Source organism: Curtobacterium sp. MCPF17_001 (assembly GCF_003234615.1).
Taxonomy (GTDB): domain Bacteria; phylum Actinomycetota; class Actinomycetes; order Actinomycetales; family Microbacteriaceae; genus Curtobacterium.
Map to the genome: position 1 here is coordinate 36,881 of NZ_QKSL01000015.1, position 16,994 is coordinate 53,874.

The window sequence follows — 16,994 nt, forward strand, 5'->3', positions numbered from 1 at the left end:
AACGCAACGTGGGCGGCTGCACACCGCGGAGTACCGCTGCGTGCAACCGCCCACGTTGCGTGTTGCGAGGGGCTACCCGGCCGTGTGGCGACCGTGCGGGTGCTCGTCGGCCTCGCCGGCGGCGTGCGCGCCGTGCTGCACCCGGAGCACACCGGTCGCGGCCGGAGGCTCGTCCACCGGGGTCGACGACGAGTGCGCGCCGTGCGTGGACGCGTGGGGCAGGGGTGCCCGGGTGCCGTCCGATCCGACCGCGCGGTCCGAGCGCGGCTGCGCGGGCACGTCGGGCGACGTGGGCACGATCGACATCGATCCCGTGTCGGGCAAGACGAGCGAGCCGGAGCCGGCCGCTGCCTGCTGGGCGTCGACGGTCAGTCGGTCGTCATCCGCGCTCTTGCGTGCGGCGTCGGCCTGCTCCTGGAGCGCCGACGTCTTGCGGAGCGGCGGCACCTTGAAGAACCAGGTCAGGACGAAGGCGAGCAGGATGACCGCGAGGCCGACCCAGTAGACCGTGACCGCCGAGTCGCTGAACCCGACCAGGAACGGACGACTGAGCCGCTTGTCGGACCCGTTGAGGAACGACGTGTCGTTGGTGGACGACGTGCTCGAGGAGGTGCCGCCCTTGCCGTCGCGCAGCTGGTCGACGAGCTTCGGCGCCACCGTGTCGACGATGTCCCGGCGCTGCGCGGCGTTCGAGTAGTCGACCTGCAGGGTGCCGTCGACGACCTCGGCGCCCGCCTTGGCCGCGGCGGTCTGCAGCGCCTTCTGCTCGGCGTCGCCCTTCGCGTCGGCGATCTGCTGGGCGATGACCGTGTCGGCCGCCGCGGCGGGGATCGTACCGGCGTCGACCTGCTGCTGCACGGCGGCGGTGACCTGCTTCGTCACGGCCTGGTCGGCGGCCTGCTTCGCCTGCACGGCGCCCTGGTCGAGACCGTCCTGCACGTTCCGCTTGATCGGCGTGACGATCGGGTCCCAGATCTGGTCCATCACGCCCTTGTTCTGCTCGGCGTCGGCCACCGCCGGGTTCAGCGCCGCGTTCAGGGCGCTCTTCAGGTCGGACTCGTTCTGCAGCGCCCCGGTGATGTTCGTCGGCATCAGGCTGAAGAGCACGGACAGGAGCACCGCGGTGCCCATGGTGCCGCCGATCTGGCGGAAGAAGGTCGCGGCGCTGGTGGCGACACCGATGTCCCGCGGCGACACGGAGTTCTGCGCGGCGAGCGTCAGCGTCTGCATGAGCTGGCCGAGCCCGAGGCCGATGAGGAACATGCCGGTCATCAGGAACCACAGGGGCCGGTCGGCGGTCAGGAACGTCAGGACGGTGTAGCCGACCGCGGTGAAGGCCGTGCCGGTGACCGGGAAGATCCGGTACCTGCCCGTGCGGGACACGATCTGACCCGAGGCGATCGACGAGATCATCAGGCCGAGGACCATCGGCAGCATCGCGAACCCGGACTCGGTCGGCGTGACGCCCTTGACGATCTGCAGGTACAGCGGGATGGTCAGCATCGCGCCGAACATGCCGAAGCCGATGAGCACGGACAGCACGGCGGCCATCGAGAACACGTGCGAGCTGAACAGCTTCAGCGGCAGGATCGCGTCGTCGCCCATCGCCCGCTCGACGATGACGAACGCGATCAGGCCGAGCGCCCCGACGCCGTAGCAGGCGAGGGCCCCGGGGGAGCCCCAGCCCCACTCGCGGCCCTGCTCGGCGATGAGGAGCAGCGGGACCAGCGTCACGATGACGAGGGACGCGCCCCACCAGTCGATGCGCGGCTTGCGGCGCTCGCCGTACTTCGGCAGGTGCAGGAACGTCAGCACCATGAACAGCGCGATGATGCCGATCGGCACGTTGATCAGGAAGACCCAGCGCCATCCGGAGATGAAGAGCAGTTCGTTCGCGCCGGCGAAGACACCGCCGACGAGCGGACCGATGACGGACGAGATGCCGAACACGGCCAGGAAGTAACCCTGGTACTTGGCGCGCTCACGCGGGGCGAGCATGTCACCCATGATCGCCAGCGGCAGGGACATCAGACCACCGGCACCGAGGCCCTGCAGCGCGCGGAACCCGGCGAGCATCAGCATCGACGTCGAGAACGACGCGGCGAGCGAGCCGAGGATGAAGATCGCGATCGCGGTGATGAACAGCGGACGTCGGCCGAAGAGGTCGGAGAGCTTGCCGTAGATCGGCGTGGTGATCGTCGAGGCGATCAGGTAGCCGGTCGTGACCCAGGCCTGCTGGTCGAGACCGTGCAGGTCGTCGCCGATGGTCCGGATCGCGGTGCCGACGATCGTCTGGTCGAGGGCGCCCAGGAACATGCCGGCCATCAGGCCGTAGATCACGAGCAGGATCTGGCGGTGGTTCATCACGGCGTTCGAGGACGTCGTGGGGGCCGCGGGTGCGGTCGCGGTCTGTGTCATGTGCGGGACTCCCGAGGATTTTGCGCTGCCTGCAAAGTTACAACTCGGGCAACGGCGGCGCGCACCGGGAGCGCGTTCCTGTGGAGATCGGCAGCCCTCCACAGCGTGATGTGGGGCAGACCTCCGGCGTGCTCCGCCGGGACCCCCCTCGTCAGGCGACGGCCTGCTCGAGGGCCTCCTGGAACCGCTCGTCGACCTCGATGCGGAGTTCGCCGGTCTCGTGGTCGAACGTCGACACGGGGGACACGTGGTCGTGGCGCGAGAACAGCAGGTGCGGGCTGAGCAGGCCACCCGGCAGCCCGGCGTCCTCGTCCCCGAGGATCTGCACCAGCAGCCCGGCGAGCGTCTGGATCGCCTGCAGGCTGTCGGCGTCGCGGAGCGGGACCGCGAGCAGCAGGTGGCGGTGCGGCACCGCGAACACCGTGCCGAACGGGGCGGCACCGAACAGTGCCGGCAGGTTGACGGCCTTCGACGCGATGAAGAGGGACTCGCCCTCGACGATGTGGACCCCGGGGGCGATCTCGGCGTTCGCGTCGACCGCTTCGGCGTCGGTGTTGAACCGGGCCATCGCCCACAGCTCGTCCGCGCCGAGGGCGAGTTTCGGCAGCGTCTGCGTCGCCAGGGTGCTCACCATCGTCGGGTAGTCCACGCACAGCCCGAGGACGAGACCCGGTGCGAACGGACGCGCGTACGTCAGGTCGGTGGGGTCGGCGCCGTCCTCGGCGAGCAGGCGCAGACGCACCCGGTCGCGCAGTTCGTCGGCACTGAGCTCTTCCGGCGTGGGCTCTCGGTGGGCCTGCAGCATCCGGTCGAAGTGCGCACGGACGATGTCCGTCCGACGCTCCTCGGTCTCTCCGCGGACCTGCGCGGCGAGGTTGGCGAGCAGGTAGACCTGCCCGTCCGCACCGAGCAGACGCACGTGCATCGGATCGCCGGGAGGCCCGTCCACCGTCGTCTCGACGCCTCGCTCCGCCAGGGTGCGCTGCGCGAGCACGACGAGTGGCAACGGCTCTGCCACCGGCTTCTTCCGTCCGAACAACGCCATGCGGCTCAGCCTTGCACGGAAATGCCGCCGCTGTCAGGCCCCGAGTGCGGCGTCGACGATCTCCTTGGCTTCGCGCTGGACCTGCTCCAGGTGCTCCTGCCCGACGAAGCTCTCGGCGTAGATCTTGTAGACGTCCTCGGTGCCGGACGGTCGGGCCGCGAACCAGGCCTTGTCCGTGACGACCTTGACGCCGCCGACGGCCGCGTCGTTGCCCGGGGCCTTCGAGAGCTTCGCCGTGATCGGGTCACCGGCCAGGGTCTCGGCGGTGATGGCGTCGCCGTCGAGCTTCGACAGGCGGGCCTTCTGCTCCTTGCTGGCGGCGGCGTCGACGCGCTGGTACACCGGGTCGCCGAAGCGCTCGGTGAGCTCGGCGTACAGCTGCGACGGGGTCTTGCCGGTGACGGCGACGATCTCGGACGCCAGGAGCGCCAGGATGATGCCGTCCTTGTCGGTCGTCCACGCGGTGCCGTCCATGCGGAGGAACGACGCGCCCGCGGACTCTTCGCCACCGAAGGCGACTGAGCCGTCGATCAGCCCGGGGACGAACCACTTGAAGCCGACCGGGACCTCCCACAGGCGACGGCCGAGGGACTCGGCGACGCGGTCGATGATGCTCGACGACACCAGGGTCTTGCCGATCGCCGCGTCGTCACGCCAGTGCGGACGGTGCGCGTAGAGGTACTCGATCGCGACGGCGAGGTAGTGGTTCGGGTTCATCAGTCCGCCGTCGGGCGTGACGATGCCGTGCCGGTCGGAGTCGGCGTCGTTGCCGGTCAGGACGTCGAAGTCGTCCTTCCGGGCCACGACCGACGCCATCGCCGAGGGGCTCGACGGGTCCATCCGGATCTTGCCGTCCCAGTCGAGCGTCATGAACGACCAGGTCGGGTCGACATCCGGGTTCACGACGGTGAGGTCCAGGCCGTAGTGGTCGCGGATGAGGTTCCAGTAGGGCAGCGAGGCACCACCGAGCGGGTCGGCGCCGATCTTCACCCCGGCGCGCTTGATGGCGTCGATGTCGATGATGTTCTCGAGGTCGGCCACGTAGTTGTGCAGGAAGTCGTAGCCGTCGTGTGTGGCGTGCTCGGCGCGCTGCACCTCCGCGTTGCCACCGGCGATGATCGCGTTGGCGCGGTCGGCGATCCACGTCGTGGCGTCGCTGTCCGCGGGTCCACCGTGCGGCGGGTTGTACTTGAAGCCGCCGTCGCGGGGCGGGTTGTGGCTCGGGGTGATGACGATGCCGTCGGCGGTGTCGTCGTGTCCGGCGGTGTTGTAGGCGATGATCGCGTGGCTCAGCGCCGGGGTCGGGACGTACCCGTTGTCGGAGTCGGCCAGGACGTGCACGCCGTTCGCGGCCAGCACCTCGAGCGCGGTCCGCTCGGCGGGGCCGGAGAGCGCGTGGGTGTCGCGGCCGATGAACAGCGGGCCGTCGGTGCCTTGCGCGGTGCGGTACTCCACGATCGCCTGCGTGATGGCGGCGATGTGCGTGTCGTTGAACGCACTGTCCAGCGACGAGCCGCGGTGCCCCGAGGTGCCGAAGACGACCTTCTGCTCGGCGTTCGTCACGTCCGGGACCCGGTCGTAGTACGCCGCGATGAGCGCATCGAGGTCGACGAGGTCGTCTGCGGTCGCTGGGGTTCCGGCACGGTCGTTCATGACCCCATCCTGGCATCGCCGCGATGGACGCGCCCACGGTTGTGGAGAACCGTGCGGGGTCCCGGCGGGACGAGCGCGGGCGGCGGCCGGGTCAGGCCGTGCGGAACGACCCGGTCGCGGTACGGACGGACCCGGTGACGGTCCGCGTGCTCGACGTCGCCGTGCCCGGGCGACGGAACTGGGTGTCCACGAACCGACCGACGCGTCCGGCCGGGACGCCCGTGTACGTACCGGTCTCGGTGTCGACGCGCGGCGCACGCCCGGTCGAGGTGTAGGTGCCGAGCTCGTCGCGCTGACGGAGTCCGCTGACGAAGGTCCCGCCGAGTGGGAAGGTGCTCATGGTGCTCTCCTCGCTGTCGTGCCGAGGTGCCGCGACCGTCGAGCCGACGGGTCCGCGACACCATCGACTGCTGGAGAACACTGTACGTCCTTCTCTTGCACCATGCAAAACAACGACGTGGTGTCAGGCGATGAGCTCACAGAAGTGTCGACCGCCGTCGGTCCAGCTCTGCCGGACGGTCAGTCCGGCCGTCGCGGCGTGGACCTGCAGCGCGGTGCGTCCGACCTCGGCCCACGGGAAGGCGGAGCTCGCGTGGCCGTCCGTGTCCGTCACGGTGGCGACGTAGGCGCGATCGACGTCGACGTCGCGGTTCGTCTCGACGACGACCCGGCCACCGACCCGGACGATCTCGGCCGCACGGGCGAGCAGGGCGACGGGGTCGCCGCCGATGCCGATGTTGCCGTCGATGACGAGCGCGGTGTCCCAGCGCCCCTCGTCGGGCACCGGCTCGAACACCGAACCCTGGACGGCCCGGCCGCCGGACCGGGTGGCGATGGCGACGGCCTCGGCCGAGACGTCGACGCCGAGGGCCGGCACGCCCATCCGCAGTGCGGCGACCAGCATCCGACCCGGACCGCAGCCGAGGTCGATGACCGGGCCGTCGGCTCCCTCGAGCAGGGACCGGTCGACCCGGTCCGCCGCGGCGCTCCAGCGTCCGACGTCCATCGTGACGACCTCGCCCGGACGGTCGGGGTCGGTCAGGCGGAGTCGTCCGTCGGAGCGCAGGGCCCGTGTGTAGGGCTCGTCACCGCCGGCCCCGAAGGCCTGCAGGGTGCTGGTCGTGTCGGTCATCGGACATCTCCGGAGGTCGTCGTGGACTCGTCGGCCAGGGCCGCCGCGAACCGCGTGGTGGGAGCGAGTGCCGCGACGCGCTCGGCGTCCGGCAGCGTGTCGACGTCGAGCAACTCGGCCAGCAGGCCCGTGTCGAGCCCGGCGGACCGCAGCCGCTCGAGCTGCACGGACCCGGTGTCGTCCTGCGACATCGGCACGCCGCGGATCAGGTCACCGGTGGGTTCGCGCATGAACAGGGACCAGAAGCCACCGTCCTCCGCCGGACCGAACCACGCGTCGCGCTCGGCGCCGTCGAACACCGGGGCGAGGGCGTCGACCGACACCTGCGGGGTGTCCATGCCGACCAGGAGCAGCGGCTCCTGCACGGTGTCGAACAGGAAGCCCAGGCGCTCGTCGAGTCCGCCGCCGGGCTGGTGCAGGACGTCGAAGCCGTCCGCGCCCTCGGGCAGGACGTCACCGTCGTAGAAGAGGACCCGGCGGGCTGCCGGCAGGGCCGACACCGTGGCGAGCGTGTCGGCGAGGCTGGCGGCGGCGACCCTGGCCGCACCCTCCGGCGTCAGGGCAGGGGTCAGGCGCGTCTTCACCTTGCCGGGCAGGCACTCCTTGGCGACGACGGCCACGGTGATGCCGGTCACGAGCGGACCTCCGCTGCCGACTGCTCGGCCGCCGACTGGTCGGCCGCGGGCGATGCGGCCGCGGGGGATGCGGAGGCGGCGCGCTGGCGGACCGACACGGGTGCGGCGGACCGGGCGCGGGCCTCCCGACGGTACGCACGGAGCAGGCGCGACATGTCCTTGACGGCGTTGACCGTGCCGCGGAGGGTCCCGGTGACCTTGCTGTCGCCGATGCGCTGCGCGTACCCGATGTCCGACTCGTCGACGCGCCAGCCGGCGGCGTGCGCGGCGAGGACCATCTCGAGCGGGTAACCGCTGCGACGGTCCCGGAGGTCGAGGGCGACCAGGTCCTCGCGGCGCATCACGCGCATCGGTCCGAGGTCGGTCAGGCGGTAGCCGGTCGCGCGCCGCATCAGGACGGCGAGGACACGGTTCGCGAAGCGTGCGTGCGGTGCCCAGGCCCCGCGGGTGGTGGGGACGCGGCGGCCGAGGGCCAGGTCGACCCGGCCGTCCGCGACGCGCTGCACGAGGGCGGGGAGTTCGGCAGGGTCCATCGACGCGTCGGCGTCGCAGAAGGCCACGTAGTCGGCGGTCGCGGCGGCGACGCCGGCGGCGCAGGCCGACCCGAAGCCGCGGACCGGCTCGGTGACGACGAGGGCGCCGTGGGCGCGGGCGACGTCGGCCGAGCCGTCGGTCGAACCGTTGTCGACGACCACGGCCCGGTACCCCTCGGGGAGGCGGCCGATGACGGACGGCAGTGCGTCCGCCTCGTCGAGGCAGGGGAGGATCACGTCGACGCTCATGGAGACCATTCGGTGCGGGTCCTCGGAGCGATGGGTCGGAGTCGTCACCGCCTCAGCCGGGCGCGTCGGTTCGGGTCCGACGGCGTCCGCTGCGGGGTGTTGTGTCATGCACCCAACACAACACGACGTCGCTGGTCGGGGTACGCGGTCGCGCGCCCCGATGGCCGATCTCCGCACCGCGGATGCGGTCGCGGCTCCGAGCCGGACAGGAGGCGCGCCCCGGTTGGGGGACGGGCCTCCCGTCCGATGCGTGGTCGGGCCGGGACCGGTGGTCGGGCCGGGACCGGTGGTCGGGCCGGGACCGGTGGTCGGGATCGATCCGTGTCCGGTTCGCGCGCGCTTGCGTCAGCGCACCGCTGCGCGGAGCGGTGCCGTCGCGAAGTCGCGCATGCCCTGCGTGAAGTCGATCTGCGCGTGCCAGCCGAGCTCCTCGGCGATGCGAGCCGAGGACGCGGTCACGTGCCGGACGTCGCCCAGGCGGTACTCGCCCGTGACGACCGGCTGCGGGCCGTCAGGACCGGCGATCGCTGCGGCCATCTCACCGATCGTGTGGACCGTGCCGGAGCCGACGTTGAACGCCCGGAAGGACTCCGACGGGGCGGACTCGGTCGCCGCGATCGCTGCGAGGTTCGCACCGGCGACGTCGTCGACGTGCACGAAGTCACGGCGCTGCGCGCCGTCCTCGTAGACCCGGGGCGCCTCGCCGCGAGCCAGGGCCGAGCGGAACAGCGACGCGACGCCCGCGTAGGGCGTGTTCGCGGGCATGCCCGGGCCGTACACGTTGTGGTAGCGCAGCGCGACCGCTCGACCGCCGGTGGCACGCGTCCAGGAGGAGGCGAGCTGCTCCTGGGCGACCTTCGTCTGCGCGTAGACGTTCCGCGGGTCGAGCGCTGCCGACTCGTCGATCAGACCCGGCAGCAGGGGGCGCCCGTCCGGACCGATCGGGTCGAACTGCCCGGCGTCCAGGTCCTCGCGGCGGCGGGCCGGCGGTCGGAGGGGTTCGCCGTCGGCCGTCGTGTACGAGCCTTCGCCGTAGACGACCATGGAACTGGCGACCACGAGTCGACCGAGGTCCAGGCGGTCCATCGCGGCGAGCACGTGCGCGGTGCCGGCGTCGTTGCTGGAGACGTAGTCCGGCGCGTCCTGGAAGTCGACGCCGAGCCCGACCTTGGCGGCCTGGTGGCAGACCACGTCGACCTCGTGGAGGGCGGCGTCGAGGGCCACCCGGTCACGGACGTCGCCGTGCACCAGCTCGATGCCGGCGGTGCGGTGGGCGGTGACCACGGCCTCCGGGTCGCCGTGCACGTCGGTGCGGAGGGAGTCCAGGACCCGGACCTCGTACCCGGCGGCCAGGGCCTGCCGGACGATGGTCGAGCCGATGAAGCCGGCGCCGCCGGTGACCAGCAGGCGGGTCACGGGCGGAGCTCCAGCACGCGGGCGGAGGCACTCGCCGGGACGAGTTCGCGCGGCGTGTAGTCGTCGGGGACCGCGGCGACGATCGAGCCGATCGCCCGGACGATCACCTCGTTCGCGCGGGCCAGGCGGTCCATCACGGCCTGGTGGGTGACGGGGGCCTCGGTGGCGGCCTGGTCGTTGCCGGCCGTCGCGTCCACGGCGGCCTCGTCAGCGGCGGTCTCGTCCGTGGCCGGGGCGAGGCCGGCGTCGGCGTCCGTGACGAACGACAGGTTGACCGTGCCGATGCCGAGCTCGGCGGCCAGGGGGACCTCGGGCGACATCGTCATGTTGATGGTGTGGCCGCCGGCCTCCCGCATCCAGACGGACTCGGCACGACTCGAGAACCGCGGGCCCTGGATGACGACACAGGTGCCGGTCGGGCGGAACGGCACGTCGAGCGCCGCGATGGCGTCGATCGCGGCACGGCGGAGCACCGGGTCGAACGGGTCCGCGAAGGAGAGGTGCTGCACCTCGTCCTCGAAGTACGTGTCGGCGCGGCCCCAGGTCCGGTCGATCAGCTGGTCCGTCACCACGAAGGTGCCGGGAGCGTAGTCGGGGTGCAGACCACCGACGGCGCTGGAGGACACCACGGCCCGGACGCCGAGCGATCGCAGCGCCCAGAGGTTCGCGCGGTGCTCGATCCGGTGCGGGGCGACCGAGTGCGTCCGGCCGTGCCGGGTGAGGAACGCGACCCGACGGCCGGACATCGTGCCGATGCTGATCGGGCTCGAGGTCGCGCCGAAGGGCGTCGGGACGTCGATCTCGTCCGCGGTCCCGGGCTCGAACAGCTCGTACAGGCCGGAACCACCGATCACTCCGATCGTTGCCGTCTTCTCGTTCTCCACAGGTCCTCCGGTCGTCCTCGGCGCTGGTCGGCGCCGTCGTTACGCTACAGATGCGGGCCAGGAACGGCCCGCGAGCGGTGCGTCGTCCGATGCGCCGCGTCAGGACCATTCGGAGGCGCGCGTGCGAACGATCGGTCAGCACCGGGAAGCAGTCCAGGCGCTCGTCGAGCCGGTGCTGCCCGGTGGACACGGAGCGGGGCCCGGGTCGGGGGCGGGTTTCGCGTCGGTCGAGACGGTGTCTGTGGTCGACCTGGCGGTCGCGTCCGGAGCGGGGCGCGCGTACCGGGTCCTCGCGACGGCCGTCCCCGCGCCGACACCGCTGCCGGCGTTCGACAACAGCCAGATGGACGGGTTCGCCGTCCGCGCTGCCGATGCCGGCACCACGCTCCGCGTCGTCGCGCCGATCCCGGCCGGCCTCGTGCCCCCGCCGCTCGAGCCGGGCACCGCGGCACCGATCATGACCGGAGCGCGGATCCCCGATGGCGCCGACGCGGTGTTCCCGGTGGAGTCGACTCCGGCCGGCTCCTTCCCCGCAGCCCTCGACACCGAGTCCGTCCCGGTGCCGGACGACCTCGTCGCGGGGACCTTCGTCCGGGTCGCCGGATCGGACCTCCGCGCCGGAGCAGCCATCGCGCGTGCCGGGCAACCTCTGACTCCCGCCGTCCTCGGCGCGCTCGCCGGGGCAGGGGTCGCCGCGGTCGATGTGTTCCGCCGTCCCCGGGTGCTCGTCGTGTCGACCGGCAGTGAACTGCTCGACGACGATGCCGCGGGCGTCCGTGCGGGCGTCGGTGCGGCCGTCGACCTGAGTGCCGGTGCGGTCATCGGCGACGCGAACGGTGTGGCGCTGTCCGCCGCGCTCACGGAGGTGGGCGTCGAGACCCGCCGCGTCCGGGTGCCCGACGACCCCGAACAGTTCGTCGACGCGCTCGAAGACGCCGTGGGGGAGTGGGCCGACCTCGTCCTCACCACGGGTGGCATCAGTGCGGGGGCGTACGAGGTCGTCCGACAGGCTCTCGAGCCCAGCGGACTCGAGGTCACGCCGGTCGCGATGCAGCCCGGCGGTCCCCAGGCCCTGGGCAGCGTGACGATCGCCGGCCGGTCGGTGCCCGTCATCGCCTTCCCCGGCAACCCCGTCTCGGCGCTGGTGTCCTTCGAGATGTTCCTCCGCCCGGTCCTCGCCCGCGCCGCCGGCCTGCCCGGTACCCGTCCGAGCGTCGACGTGCCCAGTGCCGACTCCGCCACCTCACCCGCAGGCAAGCACCAGGTCCGGCGCGGCACGATCGTGGACGGCCGCGTGCAGTTCGTCGGCGGGCCCAGCTCACACCTGCTCTGGCACTACGCGGAGGCCACACACCTCGTCCACGTCCCGGTCGGCACCAGTCAGGTCGACCCGGGCGACGTCCTGACCGTCTGGAGCATCCGATGACCGACCTGTCCCACGTCCGCGCCGACGGCAGCGCGCACATGGTGGACGTCTCCGACAAGGACGTCACCGCGCGGTCCGCCACCGCCACCGCCACACTCGTGACCCGGGCGGACGTCGTCGCCCGCATCCTCGACGGCTCGCTGCCCAAGGGCGAGGTGATCGGCACCGCCCGGATCGCGGCGATCATGGCGGTGAAGAAGACGTCCGACCTCATCCCGCTCTGCCACCCGCTGCCGATCGCCGGAGTCGAGGTCGACATCACCGGTGCCGACGACCGCGTCGTGATCCAGGTGTCCGTCCGCACGACCTCCCGCACCGGAGTCGAGATGGAAGCCCTGACCGGAGCGAGCGTCGCCGCCCTCACCGTGTACGACATGGTCAAGGCCGTCGACCGCGCCGCCGTGATCAGCGACATCCGGGTGCTCGAGAAGCACGGTGGGCGTTCCGGCGACTGGAGCGCATCGTGACCGACGCCGCAGTCGACCAGGGCCGCGCGGCCGTCCTCGTCGTGTCCACCTCGGCCGCCACCGACCCCGCGCTCGACCGCACCGGACCGGTCATCGCCGAGTGGCTCCGCACCCGCGGGTTCACCGTCGGCGACCCGGCGATCGTCCCGGACGGCGGTCCCGTCGCCGACACCCTCACCGCAGCCGTCAGCGGTGGCGCCCGCGTGGTGATCACCACGGGCGGCACCGGTGTCACCCCGACCGACCGCACCCCCGAAGCCGTCGCGCCGCTGCTCGACCTGGAACTCCCCGGCATCGTCGAGGAGATCCGGCGCCGCGGCCTCGCCGGAGCCGGCCCCACCGCACTGCTCAGCCGTGGAGTCGCCGGGGTCGTCGGCGGTCGGGCCTTCGTCGTCACGCTGCCCGGGTCCCGCGGCGGGGTCGCCGACGGGCTGGCCGTGCTCGACGGACTCCTCGACCACCTGCTCGCCCAGCTGCACGGCGACGGGCACGCCCCGCGGAGCGCCTCGTGAGCGCCACCGCAGCCGAGCGGGTCGTCGTGGCGGACGTCGTCGACCGCGACATCACCGTGGACGAGGTGTCCGCGGTCGTGGCCTCCGACCACGACGGGGCGGTCGTCACGTTCGCCGGCGTCGTCCGCGACCACGACGGCGGCAAGGGCGTCACCGCTCTCGACTACGAGCGGCACCCGAGCGCCGGTGACGTCATCGCCTCGGTCGCCCGGACCATCGCAGAGCAGCACCCCGAGGTCCGCATCGCCGTGCTGCACCGCGTGGGCGCCCTCGGCATCGGGGACGTCGCGCTCGCCGCAGCCGTGGCGTCCGGGCACCGGGCTGAGGCCTTCGCAGCCTGCGCTGCCTTGATCGACCTGGTGAAGGAGCAGGTGCCGATCTGGAAGCACCAGCGCTTCACGGACGGCTCCGACGAGTGGGTCGCCGCGCTCTGATCCGCCCCACGAAGGCGGGCGTAGCGGCTGGACTCAGCACCCCCATAGGATCCGGAGCCATGGGAATCCTGCTGTCCGGCGTGAGCGTCGTCCTGCTCGTGTTCGCGTTGATCGACATCATCACGCGCACCGACAGCGAGGTCCGGGGCCTGCCGAAGGTCGCGTGGATCATCCTCGTGATCCTGCTGCCCGTCGTCGGCAGCATCGTCTGGTTCGCGATCGGGCACGACTGGGCTGCCGGTCCTCGGAACCACGGCCGGTACCTGGAACCCACCCGCCACGAGGACCGCTACGCCACCCTCGGTGCCGCCAAGAGCGCACACGGGGACAAGCGGGTCACGAGCACGGAGCAGGAACTCGCCGAGCTCGAGCGCGAGATCGAGTACTGGGAGGCGCAGGCGCGCCTGAAGCGGGCGAAGGAAGCCGCCGGCGAGGGCGACCCGACCCCGGCGACGTGAGCAGGGCCTCCAGGCCGGACGCCTGGGCCGACGTGCCACCGCTGTCCGTCGACGACCGCCGGTGGGACCTGGTGGACCAGCGGTCCGCCTTCCTGTCGGGCGGCGACGAACCACCGACTTCGAGTGACCCGGACCGCAGCCGGCGTCGTCGTGTCCGGCTGGCGGCGGCGGCCGCAGTCGTCGTCCTCGCTGCTGCGGCCGGGGCGTGGCTGGCCGTGCGGACGACGATGCCCGCTCGACGGCCGTCCGACACGCAGTTCCTCATCGGCTCGGGCGTCTTCGTGCTGGGGCTCGTCGTGTGGGCGATCGGGGTCACGCGGATCGTGCGGATCGGACGGGCGCACTCGCGGCCGGCGATGTGGTCGGACCCGCTGTCCGGGATGTCGATGCGCGAGCGGCGGGAGGTCGACCGTGTCCTCCGTGGTCGTGCACCCGCGGAGCCGCACCGGGTCCGGGTGCTCCGACGTCTGGCGCTCCTGCGACTGCGGCAGAGCGAGTGGACGCTCTGGTTCACCGCGGGGTGGGTGCCGTTGGCGGCGGGGCAGTCCCTCGGCGCGCGTGATGACTTCATGCTCTGGGTCGAAGGCATCCTCGCGATCGTGTTCGGGGCGATGTTCCTCGTCGTGATGATCGAGCGGGAGCACTGGCGGGCGTTCCTCGACCGGACGGCCTGAGCCGCGCCTCCCGGCCGGCCGCCGTACCCGGCGCGAGCCGGACCCGCACAACGACATCGTGCTCGCGCCACGGAATCCCACGGCGCGAGCCGGATCTCGTTGTGCGCAGCCGGCCGGAACCGGCCAGCCGGCCGAAACCGGCCCGCCGCCACCGCCCGACACCCACCCCTGGCGGACGCGACCCCCGCGTCCGCCTACCCTGGTCAGGTGGCTCATCTCCTCGGCGCCGAGAACGTGCATCTCGAGTTCCCCACCCGTGTCGTCTTCGACAGCGTGACCATCGGCCTCGACGAGGGCGACCGGATCGGCGTGGTCGGGCGCAACGGCGACGGCAAGTCGACGTTGCTCGCCCTGCTCGCGCAGCGCCTCGAACCGGACGACGGTCGGGTGACGCACCGTCGCGGGGTGACGATCGGCTACCTGGACCAGCGGGACATCCTGCCGGAGGGCGAGACCGTCGGGCAGGTCGTCGTCGGCGACCTCGCGGAGCACGAGTGGGCCGGCGACGCGAAGATCCGCGACGTCATCGGCGGCCTGGTGTCGGACATCCCGTGGGACGTCACGGTGGACGAGCTGTCGGGCGGGCAGCGGCGTCGCGTGGCGTTGGCGCGCCTCCTGGTCGGGGACTGGGACGTGCTGTTCCTCGACGAACCGACCAACCACCTGGACGTCGAGGGCATCCAGTGGCTGGCCGAGCACATCAACCGCCGCTGGTCCGCGAACCAGGGCGGCATGGTCGTCGTGACCCACGACCGGTGGTTCCTGGACGCCGTGTCCACCGACACGTGGGAGGTGCACGACGGCGTCGTCGAGCCCTTCGAGGGCGGCTACGCGGCGTACATCCTGCAGCGCGTCGAGCGTGACCGGCAGGCCGCGTCGAGCGAGCAGCGCCGGCAGAACCTGGCCCGCAAGGAGCTCGCCTGGCTGCGCCGCGGCGCGCCGGCCCGCACGAGCAAGCCGAAGTTCCGCATCGACGCGGCGAACGCCCTCATCGACGACGTCCCGCCCATCCGTGACACGGTCGCACTGTCCCAGATGGCGACGGCGCGCCTGGGCAAGGACGTGGTCGACCTCATCGACGCGGGCGTGTCCTTCGACGGCACGATGATCATCGAGGACATCGAGTGGCGCATCGCGCCCGGTGAGCGGACCGGCATCCTCGGCCCGAACGGCGCCGGCAAGTCCACGCTGCTCAACCTGGTCTCCGGCAAGCTCCAGCCGACGACCGGCCGGGTGAAGACGGGCAAGACGGTGCAGATCGCGGTCCTCGACCAGCAGCTCGCCGACCTCGCCCAGTTCGCCGAGGACCGCGTCCGCGAGGTCGTGGCGCGCAAGAAGACCAGCTACGTCGCCGACGGCAAGGAGATGACGCCGTCGCAGCTGCTCGAGCGCCTCGGGTTCACGTCGGAGCAGCTCTCCACCCCGGTGAAGGACCTGTCCGGTGGGCAGAAGCGCCGCCTGCAGCTCATGCTCATCCTGCTCGACGAGCCGAACGTGCTGATCCTCGACGAGCCGACGAACGACCTCGACACGGACATGCTGGCCGCGATGGAGGACCTCCTCGACACCTGGCCGGGCACGCTGCTGGTCGTCAGTCACGACCGGTACCTGCTCGAGCGCGTCACCGACCAGCAGTACGCCGTCCTCGGCGGGCACCTCCGCCACCTGCCCGGTGGCGTCGACGAGTACATGAAGCTGCGTGCTGCGGGCACCGGCGGCGGGACGGCGTCGGCTGCTGCCGCGGCATCGGCCGGGAGGCCCGACACGGCCGGATCCTCGGCCGTCGCCGCCGCCTCGGGGCTGCGTCCGGCAGCGGCGACGGCTACGCCGACCCTGTCCGGCGCCGAGCGTCGCGTGGTGGAGAAGGAGATGTCGGCGCTCGACCGCCGCATCGGCAAGCTCGCCCAGGACCGGAAGAAGCGGCTCGACGCGTTCGCCGCGCACGACCAGTCGGACTACGAGGGGCTCGGCAAGCTGCAGGCGGAGCTGACCGCGCTGGACGCCGAGGTGGAGCAGCTCGAGGAGCGGTGGCTCGAGGTCGCGGAGCAGCTCGGGGTGTGAGACTCCCCGCGCCGGTCGAGCCGAGCGCTAGTCACCCAGGCCCAGGATCAGTCGCCGGAGCAGTGCCGCCAGCTGGCCCCGCTCGCCGTCGGACACCCCGGCGAGGATCGCTCGCTCGGCTTGCAGCAGGTCCGCGATCGCCGCGTCCACCGCGCTCCGACCCGTCGGCGTCAAGGACACGAGGACGCCTCGGCCGTCACGGGGGTCCGTCCGGCGAGCGACGAGCCCGCGGGCGGCGAGGCGGTCCACCCGGTTCGTCATCGTGCCACTCGTCACCAGGGTCTGCTGGAGGAGCGTCTTGGGGCTCAACTCGTACGGGTCGCCCGCGCGCCGGAGTGCCGACAGGACGTCGAACTCCCACGGCTCCATCCCGCCGGCCTCGAACGCCTGACGTCGGGCGCGGTCCAGGTGCCGGGCGAGCCGGTCGACCCGCGACAGCACGTCGAGCGGGGCGAAGTCCAGATCCGGACGCTCCCGACCCCACGCCGCGACGATCCGGTCGACCTCGTCCTCTGGCGGCATCCGTCCATCATGGCGTGGATCGGCGGCGCACGACCAGTGTCGGGCACATGGGAAGATGGTCGAGCTCCTCCGGGGGCGTTCCGCCTTGGTGTAATGGCAGCACGACGGCCTTTGGTGCCGTTAGGTCCGGGTTCGAATCCTGGAGGCGGAGCTGTGGCGTGTTCGGTCTTAGCGGGATTCCTGGTCATTCTTTTGTCTGTGAAGGCTGCTGGCGCCGCCAGAGCGTGGCTCAGCAGTGCTCTGGACCTCGTCCTGGCCGTTCGGCGAGCCCGAGCCCATGGCGAGCAGGCGGTTCCGTGAACGACGAAGGCCCCCTGACCTGTTTTCGGGCAGGGGGCATCGGCTCGATTGCCGAGCGAAGTCGTTTACTTCGTGCCGTCGAACAGGCTTGCCGAGAGCGAGTGGTCAGCACGCTCCGGCTCGACACTCGCGCTGCCCTATCGGAGGCATGCGCCATGTACGAGCGGAACGGATT

Annotated in this window: 17 protein-coding genes and 1 tRNA gene; 8 read left to right on the forward strand and 10 right to left on the reverse strand. The window is 71.9% G+C overall.

The annotated features are described in order from the left end of the window. Positions 1-72 precede the first annotated feature (72 nt). The 9 genes from DEJ24_RS13480 to DEJ24_RS13520 all read right to left on the reverse strand — a co-directional run bounded on the left by DEJ24_RS13480 (position 73) and on the right by DEJ24_RS13520 (position 9,965). Positions 73-2,418, reverse strand: coding sequence for an MDR family MFS transporter (locus DEJ24_RS13480; protein WP_111079064.1), 2,346 nt, complete (start codon positions 2,416-2,418; stop codon positions 73-75). A 151-nt stretch (positions 2,419-2,569) separates the two neighbouring features. Further along, entirely contained in the window at positions 2,570-3,463 is an 894-nt protein-coding gene (locus DEJ24_RS13485) for a hypothetical protein (RefSeq protein WP_110904105.1), read from the reverse strand. A 33-nt stretch (positions 3,464-3,496) separates the two neighbouring features. Further along, positions 3,497-5,116 carry a phosphoglucomutase (alpha-D-glucose-1,6-bisphosphate-dependent) gene (pgm, locus tag DEJ24_RS13490; protein WP_111079065.1) on the reverse strand — a complete coding sequence of 540 codons (1,620 nt, stop codon included), beginning with the start codon at positions 5,114-5,116 and terminating at the stop codon, positions 3,497-3,499. Between the two features lie 91 nt (positions 5,117-5,207). Next, complete coding sequence (locus tag DEJ24_RS13495) at positions 5,208-5,456, reverse strand: hypothetical protein (protein WP_146242614.1); 249 nt, start codon at positions 5,454-5,456, stop codon at positions 5,208-5,210. Between the two features lie 123 nt (positions 5,457-5,579). Further along, positions 5,580-6,248, reverse strand: a complete 669-nt coding sequence (locus tag DEJ24_RS13500) for a class I SAM-dependent methyltransferase (RefSeq protein WP_111079067.1) — start codon at positions 6,246-6,248, stop codon at positions 5,580-5,582. Beyond that, positions 6,245-6,883 carry a DUF2064 domain-containing protein gene (locus DEJ24_RS13505; RefSeq protein WP_181432929.1) on the reverse strand — a complete coding sequence of 213 codons (639 nt, stop codon included), beginning with the start codon at positions 6,881-6,883 and terminating at the stop codon, positions 6,245-6,247. Before DEJ24_RS13505 ends, DEJ24_RS13500 begins: the two co-directional genes overlap by 4 nt. Continuing rightward, positions 6,880-7,665: a glycosyltransferase family 2 protein gene (locus DEJ24_RS13510; protein WP_309147018.1), complete on the reverse strand. Its 786-nt coding sequence runs from the start codon at positions 7,663-7,665 to the stop codon at positions 6,880-6,882. Before DEJ24_RS13510 ends, DEJ24_RS13505 begins: the two co-directional genes overlap by 4 nt. Before the next feature lie 345 nt (positions 7,666-8,010). Further along, positions 8,011-9,081, reverse strand: coding sequence for an NAD(P)-dependent oxidoreductase (locus tag DEJ24_RS13515; protein WP_111079068.1), 1,071 nt, complete (start codon positions 9,079-9,081; stop codon positions 8,011-8,013). Continuing rightward, positions 9,078-9,965: an MTAP family purine nucleoside phosphorylase gene (locus DEJ24_RS13520; RefSeq protein WP_111079069.1), complete on the reverse strand. Its 888-nt coding sequence runs from the start codon at positions 9,963-9,965 to the stop codon at positions 9,078-9,080. Before DEJ24_RS13520 ends, DEJ24_RS13515 begins: the two co-directional genes overlap by 4 nt. Positions 9,966-10,086: 121 nt before the next feature. Between DEJ24_RS13520 and glp the strand changes: the two genes are divergently transcribed. From glp to DEJ24_RS13555, 7 genes are all read left to right on the forward strand, one after another. Continuing rightward, positions 10,087-11,391 (forward strand): gephyrin-like molybdotransferase Glp, encoded by a 1,305-nt coding sequence (gene glp, locus DEJ24_RS13525; RefSeq protein ID WP_111079070.1) that lies wholly within the window; start codon positions 10,087-10,089, stop codon positions 11,389-11,391. After that, positions 11,388-11,858, forward strand: coding sequence for a cyclic pyranopterin monophosphate synthase MoaC (gene moaC, locus DEJ24_RS13530; RefSeq protein WP_111079071.1), 471 nt, complete (start codon positions 11,388-11,390; stop codon positions 11,856-11,858). Before glp ends, moaC begins: the two co-directional genes overlap by 4 nt. Beyond that, positions 11,855-12,370, forward strand: coding sequence for a molybdenum cofactor biosynthesis protein B (locus DEJ24_RS13535; RefSeq protein ID WP_111079072.1), 516 nt, complete (start codon positions 11,855-11,857; stop codon positions 12,368-12,370). The genes moaC and DEJ24_RS13535 overlap by 4 nt, the downstream gene beginning before the upstream one ends. After that, positions 12,367-12,804, forward strand: coding sequence for a molybdenum cofactor biosynthesis protein MoaE (locus DEJ24_RS13540; protein WP_111079073.1), 438 nt, complete (start codon positions 12,367-12,369; stop codon positions 12,802-12,804). The genes DEJ24_RS13535 and DEJ24_RS13540 overlap by 4 nt, the downstream gene beginning before the upstream one ends. Before the next feature lie 59 nt (positions 12,805-12,863). Further along, positions 12,864-13,262: a PLD nuclease N-terminal domain-containing protein gene (locus DEJ24_RS13545; protein ID WP_111079074.1), complete on the forward strand. Its 399-nt coding sequence runs from the start codon at positions 12,864-12,866 to the stop codon at positions 13,260-13,262. Further along, positions 13,259-13,936: a hypothetical protein gene (locus DEJ24_RS13550; protein WP_146242615.1), complete on the forward strand. Its 678-nt coding sequence runs from the start codon at positions 13,259-13,261 to the stop codon at positions 13,934-13,936. The genes DEJ24_RS13545 and DEJ24_RS13550 overlap by 4 nt, the downstream gene beginning before the upstream one ends. 207 nt (positions 13,937-14,143) lie before the next feature. After that, positions 14,144-15,997: an ABC-F family ATP-binding cassette domain-containing protein gene (locus DEJ24_RS13555; protein WP_111079076.1), complete on the forward strand. Its 1,854-nt coding sequence runs from the start codon at positions 14,144-14,146 to the stop codon at positions 15,995-15,997. A 27-nt stretch (positions 15,998-16,024) separates the two neighbouring features. On the opposite strand, the gene DEJ24_RS13560 is transcribed toward DEJ24_RS13555, so the two are convergent. Beyond that, positions 16,025-16,519: a MarR family winged helix-turn-helix transcriptional regulator gene (locus DEJ24_RS13560; RefSeq protein ID WP_111079077.1), complete on the reverse strand. Its 495-nt coding sequence runs from the start codon at positions 16,517-16,519 to the stop codon at positions 16,025-16,027. Between the two features lie 79 nt (positions 16,520-16,598). Between DEJ24_RS13560 and DEJ24_RS13565 the strand changes: the two genes are divergently transcribed. Beyond that, positions 16,599-16,670 (forward strand) — tRNA-Gln (locus tag DEJ24_RS13565). Positions 16,671-16,994 lie beyond the last annotated feature (324 nt).

Bases quoted from the DNA above. Each gene is read 5' to 3' on its own strand.
- DEJ24_RS13495 (WP_146242614.1), bottom strand. From the start codon at position 5,456: ATGAGCACCTTCCCACTCGGCGGGACCTTCGTCAGCGGACTCCGTCAG.
- pgm (WP_111079065.1), bottom strand. From the start codon at position 5,116: ATGAACGACCGTGCCGGAACCCCAGCGACCGCAGACGACCTCGTCGAC.
- DEJ24_RS13510 (WP_309147018.1), bottom strand. From the start codon at position 7,665: ATGAGCGTCGACGTGATCCTCCCCTGCCTCGACGAGGCGGACGCACTG.
- DEJ24_RS13485 (WP_110904105.1), bottom strand. From the start codon at position 3,463: ATGGCGTTGTTCGGACGGAAGAAGCCGGTGGCAGAGCCGTTGCCACTC.
- DEJ24_RS13480 (WP_111079064.1), bottom strand. From the start codon at position 2,418: ATGACACAGACCGCGACCGCACCCGCGGCCCCCACGACGTCCTCGAAC.
- DEJ24_RS13545 (WP_111079074.1), top strand. From the start codon at position 12,864: ATGGGAATCCTGCTGTCCGGCGTGAGCGTCGTCCTGCTCGTGTTCGCG.
- DEJ24_RS13500 (WP_111079067.1), bottom strand. From the start codon at position 6,248: ATGACCGACACGACCAGCACCCTGCAGGCCTTCGGGGCCGGCGGTGAC.
- DEJ24_RS13560 (WP_111079077.1), bottom strand. From the start codon at position 16,519: ATGCCGCCAGAGGACGAGGTCGACCGGATCGTCGCGGCGTGGGGTCGG.
- moaC (WP_111079071.1), top strand. From the start codon at position 11,388: ATGACCGACCTGTCCCACGTCCGCGCCGACGGCAGCGCGCACATGGTG.